General features: G+C 61.8%; 13 protein-coding genes. 7 read left to right on the forward strand and 6 right to left on the reverse strand.

From position 1 onward, the window contains the following. The 5 genes from U5822_RS14805 to gloB all read right to left on the reverse strand — a co-directional run bounded on the left by U5822_RS14805 (position 1) and on the right by gloB (position 6,816). Positions 1–1,023, reverse strand: coding sequence for an ABC transporter permease (locus U5822_RS14805; protein WP_322856378.1), 1,023 nt, complete (start codon positions 1,021–1,023; stop codon positions 1–3). A gap of 2 nt (positions 1,024–1,025) precedes the next feature. After that, positions 1,026–2,111, reverse strand: a complete 1,086-nt coding sequence (locus U5822_RS14810) for a microcin C ABC transporter permease YejB (RefSeq protein WP_322856379.1) — start codon at positions 2,109–2,111, stop codon at positions 1,026–1,028. Between the two features lie 46 nt (positions 2,112–2,157). After that, a complete protein-coding gene (locus U5822_RS14815; RefSeq protein ID WP_425259426.1) occupies positions 2,158–3,858 on the reverse strand; it encodes an extracellular solute-binding protein in 1,701 nt (566 codons plus the stop codon). 252 nt (positions 3,859–4,110) lie between these two features. Beyond that, positions 4,111–5,865, reverse strand: a complete 1,755-nt coding sequence (locus U5822_RS14820) for a LysM peptidoglycan-binding domain-containing protein (RefSeq protein ID WP_322856381.1) — start codon at positions 5,863–5,865, stop codon at positions 4,111–4,113. Positions 5,866–6,021: 156 nt separating this feature from the next. Beyond that, entirely contained in the window at positions 6,022–6,816 is a 795-nt protein-coding gene (gloB, locus tag U5822_RS14825) for a hydroxyacylglutathione hydrolase (RefSeq protein WP_322856382.1), read from the reverse strand. 93 nt (positions 6,817–6,909) lie between these two features. On the opposite strand from gloB, the gene U5822_RS14830 reads away from it, so the two are divergent. The 5 genes from U5822_RS14830 to U5822_RS14850 all read left to right on the forward strand — a co-directional run bounded on the left by U5822_RS14830 (position 6,910) and on the right by U5822_RS14850 (position 11,500). After that, complete coding sequence (locus U5822_RS14830) at positions 6,910–7,704, forward strand: class I SAM-dependent methyltransferase (RefSeq protein ID WP_322856383.1); 795 nt, start codon at positions 6,910–6,912, stop codon at positions 7,702–7,704. Between the two features lie 21 nt (positions 7,705–7,725). Further along, a complete protein-coding gene (rnhA, locus tag U5822_RS14835; RefSeq protein ID WP_322856384.1) occupies positions 7,726–8,169 on the forward strand; it encodes a ribonuclease HI in 444 nt (147 codons plus the stop codon). A gap of 28 nt (positions 8,170–8,197) precedes the next feature. Next, entirely contained in the window at positions 8,198–8,908 is a 711-nt protein-coding gene (dnaQ, locus tag U5822_RS14840) for a DNA polymerase III subunit epsilon (protein ID WP_322856385.1), read from the forward strand. Positions 8,909–9,140: 232 nt separating this feature from the next. Continuing rightward, positions 9,141–10,847, forward strand: a complete 1,707-nt coding sequence (locus U5822_RS14845) for a FimL-related protein (RefSeq protein WP_322856386.1) — start codon at positions 9,141–9,143, stop codon at positions 10,845–10,847. Between the two features lie 5 nt (positions 10,848–10,852). Beyond that, a complete protein-coding gene (locus U5822_RS14850) occupies positions 10,853–11,500 on the forward strand; it encodes a multidrug transporter (RefSeq protein ID WP_322856387.1) in 648 nt (215 codons plus the stop codon). 62 nt (positions 11,501–11,562) lie between these two features. On the opposite strand, the gene U5822_RS14855 is transcribed toward U5822_RS14850, so the two are convergent. Beyond that, entirely contained in the window at positions 11,563–11,877 is a 315-nt protein-coding gene (locus U5822_RS14855) for an SCP2 sterol-binding domain-containing protein (RefSeq protein ID WP_322856388.1), read from the reverse strand. Positions 11,878–12,107: 230 nt separating this feature from the next. On the opposite strand from U5822_RS14855, the gene sohB reads away from it, so the two are divergent. Further along, positions 12,108–13,172 (forward strand): protease SohB, encoded by a 1,065-nt coding sequence (sohB, locus tag U5822_RS14860; protein ID WP_322856389.1) that lies wholly within the window; start codon positions 12,108–12,110, stop codon positions 13,170–13,172. A gap of 23 nt (positions 13,173–13,195) precedes the next feature. Continuing rightward, complete coding sequence (locus tag U5822_RS14865; RefSeq protein ID WP_322856390.1) at positions 13,196–14,194, forward strand: YhdH/YhfP family quinone oxidoreductase; 999 nt, start codon at positions 13,196–13,198, stop codon at positions 14,192–14,194. The last annotated feature ends 84 nt before the right edge of the window (positions 14,195–14,278 follow it).

Here is a 14,278-nt window from a genome sequence, read left to right on the forward strand (position 1 = left end):
TCAGCTCTTTCTCGGATCGAAGGCATCGCGCACGGCCTCGCCCACGAACACCAGCAGGGTCAGCATCACCGACAGGGACACGAACGCGGATATGCCGAGCCAGGGTGCGTGCAGGTTGGCCTTGCCCTGGGCGATCAGCTCGCCCAGCGAGGGTGAGCCGGAGGGCAGGCCGAAGCCCAGGAAATCCAGTGAGGTCAGGCCGGTGATGGCGCCGGTAAGGATGAACGGCAGAAAGGTCAGGGTTGCGACCATGGCGTTGGGCAATATGTGCCGGAACATGATCTTGCGGTTGTCCAGACCCAGGGCCCGGGCGGCTTTCACGTATTCGAAGTTGCGGGCCCTAAGGAATTCCGCGCGCACCACGTCCACCAGCCCCATCCAGCTGAACAGCAGCATGATGCCCAGCAGCCACCAGAAGTTGGGCTGCACGATGCTGGACAGGATGATCAGCAGGTACAGCACCGGCAAACCGGACCAGACCTCGATGAAGCGCTGGCCCAGCAGGTCGATCTTGCCGCCGTAGTACCCCTGGATGGCCCCGACCGCTACCCCGACGAGGCAGCTGGCGAAGGTCAGAGTCAGGCCGAACAGCACGGAAATTCGGAAGCCGTAGATCACCCGGGCGGCCACGTCGCGGCCCTGATCGTCGGTGCCGAGCCAGTTTTCGGCGCTGGGAGGCGCCGGTGAGGGCACGTCGAGATCGTAGTTGATGGTGTCGTAACTGAAGCGGATGGGCGGCCACAGCAACCAGCCGTTGGCCCGGATCTCATCGGCAATGAACGGGTCCCGGTAATCCGCTTCGGTGGGCAGGAAGCCACCAAAGGTTTCCTCCGGCACCGCCTCGACCACCGGGAAATAGAGGTCGCCCTGGTAGGACACCATCAGCGGGGCGTCGTTGGCGATCAGCTCCGCCGCCAGGGACAGGCCGAACAGGGCCAGAAAGACCCACAGCGACCAGAAGCCACGGCGGTTGGCCCGGAAATTTCGCAGCCGGCGTTGCTGGATCGGGGTCAGAGGCTTCACGGTCAGGCGCCCTCCCGGCTTTCGAAGTCGATGCGGGGGTCCACCAGAACGTAGGTGATGTCGCTGATCAGCTTCAGGATCAGCCCCATCAGGGTAAAGATGTAGAGGGTGCCGAAGATCACCGGGTAATCCCGATTCAGGGCTGCTTCAAAACCCAACAGGCCCAGGCCGTCCAGGGAGAAAATCACTTCGATCAGCAGCGAGCCGGTGAAAAACAGTGCCACCAGAACCCCGGGCAGACTGGCGATGACGATCAACATGGCGTTGCGGAACACATGGCCGTAGAGCACGCGCTTCTCGTCTAGCCCCTTGGCCCTGGCGGTCACCACATACTGTTTACTGATTTCGTCCAGGAACGAGTTCTTGGTGAGCAGGGTGAGGGTGGCAAAGCCACCGATCACATTGGCCGTCACCGGCAGCGCCAGGTGCCAGAAATAGTCGCCGACCTTCTGGTACCAGGTAAGTTCGTCGAAATTGGACGAGGTCAGTCCCCGCAGCGGGAACCAGTCAAAGTAGCTGCCGCCGGCGAACAGAACGATCAGCAGGATCGCGAACAGGAAGCCGGGAATGGCGTAGCCCACCACGATGGCGGAGCTGCTCCAGACGTCAAAGCGGGAGCCGTCCGTGACCGCCTTGCGGATGCCCAGGGGGATGGAAATGAGATAGATGATCAGGGTAGACCACAGGCCCAGGGAGATGGACACCGGCATCTTTTCCAGGATCAGGTCGGTCACGCTCTTTTCCCGGAAAAAGGAATCGCCGAAATTGAAGGTGGCGTAGTCGCCGAGCATTTTCAGGAAGCGTTCGTGAGGCGGCTTGTCGAAGCCGTACATGACTTCGATCTCCCGCAGCAGCTCTTCCGGTATGCCGCGCGAGCCCCGGCTGTCCCCCGAGGCGCTGGACACTTCGCCCCCGGCATCGCCGCCGGAGGCGCGGGCCAGGGCGCTGCCGCCGTGACCTTCCATCTCGGCAATCAGCTGCTCGACCGGGCCCCCGGGGGCGGCCTGGACGATCACGAAGTTGAGCAGCATTATCCCGATCAGGGTCGGGATAATGAGCGCCAGCCTTCGGATAATATAGATGCCCATTTAGCGGGGAGTTCCTTCCGTTACAGCGAGGGTCAGAATCAACGGCTCAGGGCTTTACCCACCAGTTGTCCAGGTCGACCCCGTTCTTGGGTGTCATCTGCGGGCGTTGCAGGTGCCGCCAGTAGGCCACCCGATCCTTGGCCAGGTGCCAATGGGGAACGACGTAATGGCCGTGCAACAGCACCCGGTCCAGCGCCCGTACCCGTTGCACCAGCTCGTCCCGATCCGGCGCCTGGATTACCTGGCGCACCAGATCGTCGATCACCGGGCTGTTCACGCCCATGTAATTGCGGGAGCCGATGGCGTCTACGTTGGCCGAGTGCCAGTACTCGCGCTGTTCGTTGCCGGGGGAATCGGACTGGGGCATCACCTGGGTGATCATGTCGAAGTCGAACTCGCGCACCCGTTGCACGTACTGGTTGGAATCCACCAGGCGAACCGAAACCTCGATGCCGAGTTTGGCCAGGTTGTTCTTGAACGGCAGAACCACCCGTTCGAAGCTCTTCTGGAACAGCAGGATTTCGAACGCCAGCGGCGTCCCGGTTTCGGTGTGGGTCAGTTTGCCGTCCTTGATGGCGTACCCGGCCGAGCGGAGCAGTTCCAGTGCGCGCCGCAGATTTTGCCGGACTCCTTGCTGGCCATCGGTTACCGGTGGCTGGTAGGTCTCGCTGAACACTTCGGGGGGCAGCTGGTCCCGGTAGGCCTCCAGCAGTTCCAGTTCACGGCCCTCGGGTAGCCCGGAGGAGGCCAGTTCGCTGTTCTCGAAATAGCTGTCGGTGCGGGTGTACTGACCGTAAAACAGGTTGCGGTTGGCCCATTCGAAGTCGAAGGCGTAGGCAAGGGCCTGCCGTACCCGAGGATCGCTGAACTTGTCCCGGCGGGTGTTGAATACAAACCCCTGCATCCCGGTTGGGCGCTGGTGGTCGATGGCTTCGGTCACAATCTTGCCACTGTCGAATTTCGGGCCGGCGTAGGCGGTGGCCCAGTTTTTGGCGGATGTTTCCACCCGGAAGTCGAAATTGCCGGCCTTAAAGGCTTCCAATGCCACCGTGTCGTCGGTGTAGTAGTCGTAGCGGATCTGGTCGAAGTTGAACCGGCCCTTGCGAACGCCCAGGTCCTTGGCCCAGTAGTCTTCCACCCGCTGGTAGACAATGGAACGACCGGCCTCAAAATCACCAATCCGGTAGGGGCCGCTGCCCAGGGGTGGGGTCAAGCCGTTCCCGCCAAAGTCCCGGTCGGCCCAGTAGTGCGCGGGCAACACCGGCATCTGTCCCAGGATCAGCGGCAGTTCCCGGTTGGTGGTGGGTTTGAAGTCGAAGCGCACCCGCTGTGGCGTCACGGCCGTGACCGAGGCGACATCGGCGTAGTAGTTGCGGAAGAACGGATGCCCTTTGGTGGTCAGGGTCTCGAACGAGAATTTCACATCTTCCGCGGTAATCGGTTCGCCGTCGTGGAACCGGGCCTGCTCGCGCAGATTGAAGACCACGTAGCTGCGATCCTCCGGGGTCTCCATGGATTCCGCGATCAGGCCGTAGGCCGAAAACGGCTCATCGTCGGACGACTCCATCAGGGTGTCGTACAGGTAGGTGTTGATGCCAGCGGCGGCGACACCCCGGATGTCGAACGGGTTGAACGAATCGAAGCCATTGGCAACCACGGCCATCTTCAGGGTTCCGCCCTTGGGCGCGTCCGCGTTTACGTAGTCGAAGTGCGAGAAGCCTTCGGGGTATTTGGGCTCACCGTGCATGGCCATGCCGTGACGGGGTTCGGCCGGGCCGGTGTTGTGGTCATCGGCGAGGACCGGCGGCATCAGAGCCAGGGAGGCGAGAAAGGGGAGAATCGGTTTCAGGTATGAGGCTGTCCGTTTGCTTGTCATAGGTCTCGCACGTTCCGGGGTGTCAGGCCGGCGCCCCGAATCCCGTCGGGGCGCCTCAGGTTCCATTATGAACCCTTATGATTCTTGTAGTTAGGGAAAGTTCCTGCACCGGCATACTGGCGATCAGGGACTGTTCCGTATATCCACGTAGAGTACCAGACTTTGTCCGGGTTGCAGATAACGTGAGGTGTTCAGGTCGTTCCAGCTTGCGATGTCCTGCACATTCACGGAAAACCGGTTGGCGATTGACGACAGGTTGTCGCCCTTGCGGACCCGGTACCCGACCTTGCGGACCATGGCCTTGCCACGGCTGCTGCTAGCCGCCGCCACACTTGGTTGCGCGGTCTTGGACCAGATCACCAGTTCCTTGCCGGGAATCAGTGGGTCGCCGGGCGCCATGCCATTCCAGGCGGCCACCTCGCGGACCGAGACCCGGTGGTCCCGGGCAATGTCCCAGAAGGTGTCGCCCCGGCGCACGGTGTAGCGGACCTTGTTGCCATCCCGTTTGCGCTCCTGTTTGCGTTCGAGGCGCTGGGAGGCACTGAGCGCGTAGGTGTCGGAGCCCTTACTGGCCGACGGAATCATCAGGCGCTGGCCGACGCGGATCAGGTCGGTGTTCAGCTTGTTCACCTGCTGGATCACCGACGGCGTGGTGGAGAATTTGCGGGCAATGGTGATCAGGCTGTCCCCGGATTGCACCTTGTAGTTGCGCCAGGACACCCGCTGGTTGGCCGGTATCTTTGCCAGCGCGGCGCGGAAGGTGTCGGCGTTTTCCCGCGGCACCAGCAGCCGGTGCGGGCCGTCCGGATTGGTCGCCCAGCGATTGTAGGTCGGGTTCAGCAGATAGATCTCATCCACGTCGACGTCCGCCAGTTCCGCCGCCTGGGCGAGGTCCAGCTGGGAGCCGGTCTTCACGATCTCGAAATACGGCTTGTTCTCCAGCGGCGGCAACTCAATACCATAGGCTTCTGGCTGGTCAAAGATCTTGGCCAGGGCGATCAGCTTGGGCACATAGTGGCGGGTTTCCCGGGGCAGCTCGAGCGACCAGAAATCCTGGGGCCGGTTCAGCTTCCGATTGCGGCGCATGGCGCTGGACACGGTACCACCGCCGCTGTTGTAGGCAGCCAGCGCCAGGGTGTAGTCGCCGTCGAACCGTTTGGCCAGGCGGTCGAGGTAGGTCAGGGCGGCATCGGTGGCTGCGACCACGTCCCGGCGATCGTCATGCCACCAGCTCTGGGTCAGACCGAAGTACTTGCCGGTAGAGGGAATGAACTGCCACAGCCCGGCCGCGCGACCGTGGGAGTAGGCAAACGGATCGAAGGCGCTCTCAACCACGGGCAACAGCGCAAACTCTGTCGGCAGATCGCGTTTCTCAATCTCACCGATGATGTAGTGCAGGTAACGACTGCCCCGGTCCACCACCCGGTTGATGTAGCCGGGGTGACTGGCGTACCAGTTCAGCTGGTCGCGCACCCGCTCATTGTCGACGTCATGGTTGAGGGCGAAGCCGGCCCGCAGTCGGGTCCAGAGATCTTCCTGTGCGGCGTCGGTCTCGGTCGGCTGCTGCTCGGGGTCGTCCAGTTTGGCCCGGGCGTCCCGTGCGGTGGTGCGCAACTCCGGCGCGATGGCGTCATCCAGGGGGCTGTCGGCGGTGGCGTCTTCGCCGTCACCGGCGACCACCGATTGCTTCAGTTCCTCATCCCCGGTGGCGACCGTCACTTCTTCGGATTCCAGCGGGTTGGTTTCGCCCTCGTCGGTATCGTCGTCACTGAACCAGGCCGTGGGGCTGTCCCAGTCCTCCACGGGCTGATTCAGGAGACTACAGCCGGTGGCCAACGCCCCGGCGAACACGAGTAAAGACCATCTTTTGACGGACATAGAATACTTCCGGCTTACAGTTGAAGCCGGAAGATCTGTCGCGAAATCCGGCCTGTCTAATGGGTGACTGTCACAAAATTGGAACGATTCTATGGGAGCCCTTTTCGGAGGGTCAAGAATCCGCTCGTTACGTCCTTGAGAGGATTTGTTAACCGCCTAAAAGTTATCCTTGCCGTGGCGAATGGCGGCGAAGATGGCGTTGTCCGAATCGGCCGGCAGTCCGTGAGTGGCGCAGTAATTCCGGGCGGCATCAACCACGGCGGGGTCGTCCCAGCGCAGGAACGGGTTCAGTCTTTTTTCCTCGGCCAGCACCGACGGTACCGTCGCTTCACCACGCTCGCGCCGCTCCTGACACCGTGCTTCAAAGTCCTTGAGGCCCTGGTCGTTGGGCAGCCAACTGCGGGCGAACTTCAGATTCGCCAGGGTGTACTCGTGCGCACAGTACACCGCGGTTTTTTCCGGAAGCGCCCGCAGGGTCTGCAGCGACTGGCGCATCTGCGCGGGTTTGCCTTCGAACAGCCGGCCGCAGCCGCACACAAACAGGGTGTCGCCGCAAAACAGCACCGGTCGCCCGTTGATCTCGGTGTCGGAGAAATAGGCGATGTGGTCCAGGGTGTGGCCGGGCACGCCCAGTACCTGGAAGGTCATGCCTTCCCAGCTCACTTCGTCACCGGGGCGAACGGTACTGGTGCAGCCCTTGAATGGGGAGTCTGCAGGACCGGTTACCTGGCACTCGGGGAAGGCCTTCATCAGCTGGCTCACGCCACCGACATGGTCGGGGTGGTGGTGAGTGATCAGGATGGTGTCGAGGACCAGCCCCTGCTCGGCCAGGCGATCAACCACCGGATCGGCCTGGCCGGGGTCAACGACCAGCGCCTTGCCATTGTCAGGGTTGGACAGGCACCAGATGTAATTGTCGCTAAAGGCCGGAATGGCGGAGATGGTCAACATAAAACCCCACATGTGCAAAACGAGTGTGCCTGATATGATAGATCATTACAGACATGGCCCCAACAGCGGGCCCTGGTTGCTGGAGCGGACGGTGTGAAAGAGCCTGGCGTCATCAATTACCCGGTACGACACGAAAGTTTCGAGCGGTGGTTCGGCACCCCGCTTGGTCGGGCATTGCTGGCCGATCAACGGGCCATGCTCGACCACGAGCTGGCGCGACTCACCGGCGCGCGCCAGATCCAGGTCGGGGTCAGCCACCGCCTGCCGCTGGCGACCGGAACGGATTTCGTCCAGCGGATCATGACCACGCCCCGGTGGCACCCACACATCCCGGATGGAGTGACGGTCTGTGCCGCCCACGAACTGCCGTTTCCCGGTGATTCCATGGACCTGGTGATCCTGCATCACAGCGCCGATTTCAGTCAGTACCCCCATGAAGTGATCCGGGAAGCCGCCAGGGTGTTGAGAGGCGAGGGCACCATTGCGTTGATGGGCTTCAACCCGATGAGCCTGTGGGGACTGCGTCGGCTCGTTTCCCGGCATCGGGAAGGTCCGTGGGGTGGTCGGTTCCTGCTGCGTGGGCGCATGGAGGACTGGCTGCATCTGCTGGGCTTCAATGTCGAGGCGTCGGTCACCCGGTTCTTCCGGTTGCCTATGCAGCGCAGTGGCCGGCGGCCCCTGGACGGGCTCGATGCCCGCCTCGCGGGAAACCGAATCCTGCCTGTTGGCGCCTATTACTGTATCCTTGCGAAAAAACGCGTATACGCGGGTCTGCCCCGCCGACCGCCGTGGCGACAGGCCAAGGTGATCTCCTTGTCCGGCACCCGCACCGTTGGCGCCTCCCGGGGCTGTGCGCAACGGCAGTTCCTGCCTGGAAAATCCGATTAAATACGACCGATAGGAGTAACCATGTCCGGCAAGGTGATTCTGTACACCGACGGCGCCTGTAAAGGGAACCCTGGCCCCGGTGGCTGGGGCGTGGTCTTGCGCTACGGCGATGTGCGCAAGACCCTGCACGGTGGTGAGCGCAACACCACCAACAACCGAATGGAGCTGATGGCGGCCATCCGCGGCCTGGCGGCGCTGAAACGCCCGTGCGACGTGGAGCTGTACACCGACTCCCAGTACGTTCGCAAAGGCATCACCGAATGGTTGTCGGGCTGGAAGCGCAACGGCTGGAAAACCGCCGCCAAGAAGCCGGTCAAGAACGACGATCTGTGGCGCGAGCTGGACGCCGAGACGGCCAGGCACCGGGTCAACTGGCACTGGGTCAAGGGCCACGCCGGTATTCCCGACAATGAACTGGCCGATGAACTGGCAAATCAGGGCGTGGCCGAGCTGGCCAGCGCCTGACACCGAAGACACCGGGCAAGACTGAGTTATGAGACAAATAGTACTGGATACAGAAACCACCGGTATCGACCCTAACGAGGGCCACCGGATCATCGAGATCGGGTGCGTGGAAGTGGTCGAACGCCAGCTCACCGGGCGCAACTACCACGTGTACATCAACCCTGAGCGGGAGGTGGAGGCGGAAGCCATCACCGTGCACGGGATCACCAACGAGTTTCTCGCGGACAAACCCAAGTTCGCTGAGATCGCCAACGACTTCTTCGAGTTCATCAAGGGCGCGGAGCTGGTCATCCATAACGCGGCGTTCGACGTCGGCTTCATGGATGCGGAATTCGCGCGCTTGAAGCCGGTGCGCAAAACTGCGGACCACTGTGGCATCGTTGACTCCCTGGCCATTGCCCGGAAGAAGCACCCGGGCCAGAAGAACAGCCTGGACGCCCTCTGTAAGCGGTACGGTGTCGACAACAGCAATCGTGAGCTGCACGGCGCCTTGCTGGACGCCGAGATCCTGGCCGATGTCTATCTGCTGCTGACCGGCGGTCAGACCGCCCTGTCCCTGGACGCCGGAGCCGAAGGGGGAAGCGGTACCGGAGGGATTCGCCGATTGCCCAGCGACCGTTCGCCGTTAACGGTGATTCAGGCGTCGGACGATGAGAGCGAAGCCCATGAGGAGTTCATGGCCATGCTGGAAAAGCAGGCTGGCGGTACGGTCTGGGGCAAGCTTCAGCAGGGCGATTGAGGGTCGGGCCGGTGTGTACCAAATGTTACATTCCGGCTTTCTTGAGCTACATGAGTTTTATGTTATAAGTAATGACAAGTTCGCCAGTTTTAGCGGACGTTCGCCCCGTTTTTTACGGGCAGGCCGGAAAGGGTTGAACCGGCTCACAACAATAAACGCCTGTCAGTTTACCGGACGGGCTGCAGTCACGGTTTAGGACGCGGTAGTCTCCGCACAATAACAGGAAGCGTTTATGGTTCAATCGTCTCTGGCGACGAAATCGCAGTCGTTTGATTTGGTGAAGAGCGAAATAGAGCAAACCATCAAACAGGCCGAATCCAGTCTCGAGCGCTTCCAGGAAAACCGTGAGAGCGGTGAAGACCTCCAGAATTGCGTGGACTTCCTGAATCAGTTGCGCGGCATCTTCATCCTGGTGGAGCTGCGGGGCGGCACCCTGCTGTGTCAGGAAGCGGTCAGCATGGCCAACGACGTCCCCGTCGGCGCCAACGACGACAAAAACATCCTCCTGACCACCCTCAACAGCGCGCTCTTCATCCTGCGGCGCTACGTGGAGTATTACCACCAACAGCGTGAGGACCATCCGGAACTGTTGTTGCCGGTGATCAATGACCTGCGCGAAGCCCGCCGGGAAAAACCCTATCCCGAATCCTGTTTCTTTGACGTCGATGTGAAAGAGCGGCCGGACTTCTGCGCCGGGCTGAGTCTGCAGCCATTCGATGGCGACGACGCGGAATACGAGGTGATGGCCCGGCGCATGCGACTGACCCTGCAGGTGGCGTTGCTGAGTATCCTGCGCGATCGTAACGATGTGGTCAGCAAGAAGCTGGTGGGGCGGGCAGCCCGAGGCCTGGCGCGGTTGTGCCAGGGCGCACCCATGGGACAGCTGTGGTGCCTGGTGTCGATCGTCGCCGACACCATGCTCGACCGGGCCATGGGGTTCACCAAGGCGCGCAAGCGCATGCTCATGCGTATTGAAAAATATGCCCGGGAGGTGGTCTACGTTGGCAAGGTGGCCACCGCCAAGGACGCCCCGGACTCCCTGGTTCGGGATCTGGTCTACCTGCTGTATCGCAGTGGCTCCGCCAACCCCGAGGTCACCGCGGTGCTGTCGGCCTACCAGTTGGCGCCGACGGACTTCCCGGACGCAATACTCGAGGCCCATGCCCGGCGCCTCTACGGCCCAGGGACCGATGTGCTCAAGTCGTTGTCGGACGCCCTGCAGGACGAACTGAATCAGCTGAAGGACAAGCTGGACATCATCGAACGCGGCATCGAACCGGACCTGGCCGAGCTGTCGTCCATCGCCGACGCTCTGGACCGCCTGGCCAACACCCTGGTGATGCTGGACCTCAGCAAGCTCGCGGGCGTGTCCCGGGATGAGGCCAAGCGCCTGCGCACCTGGGAAGCAGAGTCCCGGCTGCCCGGCGATGAGGAGCTGTACCGGCTGGCGGATTCGGTGCTGGGCATCGAAGACGCCATCGTCCAGATTGTGACCCGGGGCATCACCTCGGAGACCGACGCGCTGGCCAACAGCCAGCTGGGTCGGGACGAGTCGGTGTACCTGCGCGAAGCTCTGTTTGTGGTAGCCGACGAGGCACGCGGCGCGCTGACCCTGGCGAAACGGGCCATCACCGCGTTCATGGAATCGGATTACGACAAACTGCACCTGGCCAATCTGCCTAGCACCCTGCACAGCATCTGGGGCGGATTGCAGATGGTCAACGACCCCTCGGCGGCGACCGTGCTCGAGCGGGTGGCCGGGTCGATCCAGGAACGATTGCTGGACGCCCGGGAGGCGCCGCCGATGCAGGTGCTGGAAGCGCTGGCGGACGCGCTTACCTCCCTCGAGTACTACATTGAAAGCATTGGTCAGCGGGAGGAGCGGAATGCCGACCTGCTCAAGCTGGCTGAAACCTCCCTGGACGACGTAGGCCTTTAACTCCCATGTCCCACGATCTTGCAACCATGGTGCTGGGCGCGTTCGGAGCGCTGCTGGTGATCCTGGGACTGCTGTTCTTCCTCCGGCCCCGATGGCTGCTGGGCTGGCTCAAGGGCATGGCGGTTTTTGCCATTATTGTGTTTGGTCTGTACAGCCTGGTGATTGCGGTCAACGTTGCCGGCTATCAGTCGTTGGCGGGTATGCAGACGGTGGCGACCATTTCCATCCAGCGTCAGGGCGAGCAGGTCTGGCTGGTGACCATGAAGCCGCGCGATGACAAGAACCTGACGGAAACCCTGCGTGGCGATCAGTGGCAACTGGATGCCCGCATTATCCGGTTTTCCGGGCCATTGCGGTGGCTGGGCATAGCGCCGGGTTATCGGCTCGAGCGGCTGGGTGGGCGGTACACGTCGCTGGAGCAGGAACGGACCGCGCCGCGGACGATAATTGGCCTGGGCGACCGGTTCTGGCTGGATTTGTGGGAGCTGGATCGCGAGTTCAATATGCCGTTCGTAGAGGGTGTGTATGGCAACGCCACGTTCATGCCCATGCGGGACGGTGCGGTGTTTGACGTGCGGCTGTCGGCCTCCGGGCTGGTGGCCGTGCCGATGAACGAGCAGGCGAGGGAAGCGGTCGAACGCTGGGACGAGTAATGGTGAGGGTTCAGGCAAAAAAAACCTGCGCAGTGCGCAGGTTTTTTTGTTCGTCTGAGCAATCAGCCCATCTTGAACAGTTCGCCCAGCTTGGTAGCCAGCATCATGTCGCCTTCAGCACGCAGCTGACCGGCCATGAACGCCTGCATGCCGTCAGTCTCGCCGGATACGATACCCTGCAGAGTCTCAGAGTTCATGATCAGGGTGACAGAAGGATCGTCGTGGGCGCCTTCGTGCAGTTTGCAGGTGCCATCGTTGATGACCAGGTGATAGGTCTTGTCGTCTTCGATGTCGAACTGGAAAACCAGATCCAGGCCCTGTGCGGCGTCTGCGTTGAAGTTCTGTTCGAGCTGTTCGAATACCTGAGCTACAGACATTGTTCTACCCTTTTGATGGTTGTCTTGTCATGGTGACGGCTTCAATGTCCCTGGCTCTTGGAGCCTGATCGGGGCTGTGGGTCTGGAGCCGACTCGCCATCCGACTTTATGGTTAGAGTCTGCAAGTGTCAAGCTCGGTCGAACGCTTGTTTTAATTTTTTCGTTCTGCTTATCACCCTAAATTCGGTAAGTTACACTCTGTTGTTTTCAATACCATCTGGAGAAGCACTTTGGAGTTCCTGACAGAATACGGTTTGTTCCTCGCCAAGGTTGTCACCTTCGCCGTGGCCGTCATCGTGGTCGTGGCGGTCATCGTCGCCTCGGCCCAGAAAGATCGCGAGGACCACGGCAGCGACGGCGAACTGAAAATTCGCAAGCTGAATGAGAAGTACACCAAGCTGCGGGAGGCCATTCAGGCCAGATTGATGTCGGGTTCCGAACGCAAGGCCTTTGCCAAGGCCCGCAAGAAGGAAGAGAAAGCCAGGAAGAAGGCAGAGAAGGCCCAGCACAAAGACGGCGCGGAGGCCCGGGAGCCAACCGCCCGAGTGTTCGTGCTGGATTTCGATGGCGATATCAAAGCCAGCGACACCGACCCTCTGCGCCGTGCCATCACCGCGGTACTCAGCGTGGCTGATGCCGAGCGCGACGAAGTGGTCATTCGCCTGGAAAGCGGCGGCGGGCTGGTGCACTCCTATGGTTTGGCGGCCGCCCAGCTCGACCGCGTCCGGAGCAAGGGCATTAAATTGACCGCGTGCGTCGACAAGGTCGCCGCCAGTGGCGGCTACATGATGGCCTGTGTTGCCGACCGGATCGTGGCCTCGCCGTTCGCCATCCTGGGGTCGATTGGCGTGGTCGCCCAACTGCCGAATTTCCATCGCCTGCTCAAGAAAAACGACGTCGATTTCGAGGTGCTGACCGCCGGCGAGCATAAGCGGACCATGACGGTGTTTGGTGAAAACACCGACAAGGGGCGTCAGAAATTCCTCGAAGACCTTGAGGACACCCATGTGCTGTTCAAGGAATACGTCAGTGAACGTCGGCCCAGTGTCGACATCGGTGCCGTGGCCAACGGCGACATCTGGTTCGGCAAGCGGGCGCTGGATGTGAACCTGATCGACGAGATCAAGACCTCAGACGAATATCTGATTGAGGCCTGTGATCGCGCCGACGTAGTCTCGGTGGCGTACCAGCGCAAGCGCTCGCTGCCCGAGAAGCTTGGCCTGGCAACCAGCGCTGCGCTTGAGCATACCGTGTGGCGGGTGTTGAGCGCATTTAGGAACCAGAACATTCACTAGCACAACAAGGGTGGGGAACAACGATGACAGCGAACACCGAGTACAAAGCCTGGCGGGTTGAAGAGCAGGACGGCGCCTACGTCGGCCGCGAGCAGACCCTGAACACCGCGGACCTGCCGGATGGCGAGGTACTGATTCGGGTTTCCCACTCCTCCCTGAATTACAAGGACGCGCTGTCGGCGTCCGGTAACAAGGGGGTGACCCGCAGCTATCCCCATACCCCGGGCGTCGATGCCGCCGGAGAGGTGGTCGAGTCAGCGGTGGCCAACTTCACCCCGGGTAGCCAGGTGATCGTGACCGGTTTTGACCTGGGGATGAACACCGATGGCGGGTTCGGCGAATTCATCCGGGTGCCGGCGGCCTGGTGCGTGCCCATGCCGGCGGGCTGGAATGCCCGGACCGCCATGATCTATGGCACGGCGGGCCTGACCGCCGGTCTTTGCGTCCAGAAGCTGTTGACCATGGGCGCCGCCCCCGAGCAAGGGCCGGTGGCGGTTTCCGGTGCCAGCGGTGCGGTTGGCAGTGTCGCGGTGGAGCTGCTGGCCAAGCTGGGCTTCGACGTCGTGGCCATCAGCGGCAAAGCCGAGCACGAAGCCGAACTCAAGCGGCTGGGCGCGAACGAGGTGGTCGGTCGCGACGCCCTGGCGGAATCCAAGAAGCCGCTGGTGAAACCGGTCTTTGCCAATGCCGTGGATACCGTGGGTGGTAATCCGCTGGCAGAGCTGCTGAAGCAGATCCAGCCCGGTGGTTCGGTGGCCTGCTGTGGCCTGGTTGCCGGCCCGCAGCTGCCAACCACGGTCTTGCCGTTCATTCTGCGCGGGGTCAATCTGCTCGGCGTCGACTCGGTGGAAATCCCCCTGGCGGACAAGCGCCAGGTCTGGGGCAAGCTGTCTCAGGATTGGGCCTGCACGGCCACCGAGGCATCGGCCCGGGACATCGGTCGGGGTGAGCTGGACTCGGCCCTGAAAGCGTTTCTCGAGGGGGCCTCGGCCGGTAAGATCGTACTCGATCACCAGCGCTGAGGGCGGGGCCGCGTTATTGGCCACCCGAAACGAAAAAAGCCTGCCGTCATGGCAGGCTTTTTTTGTGTCTGACGGTGCGTCCTA

Source organism: Marinobacter qingdaonensis, from assembly GCF_034555935.1.
Lineage (GTDB): Bacteria > Pseudomonadota > Gammaproteobacteria > Pseudomonadales > Oleiphilaceae > Marinobacter > Marinobacter qingdaonensis.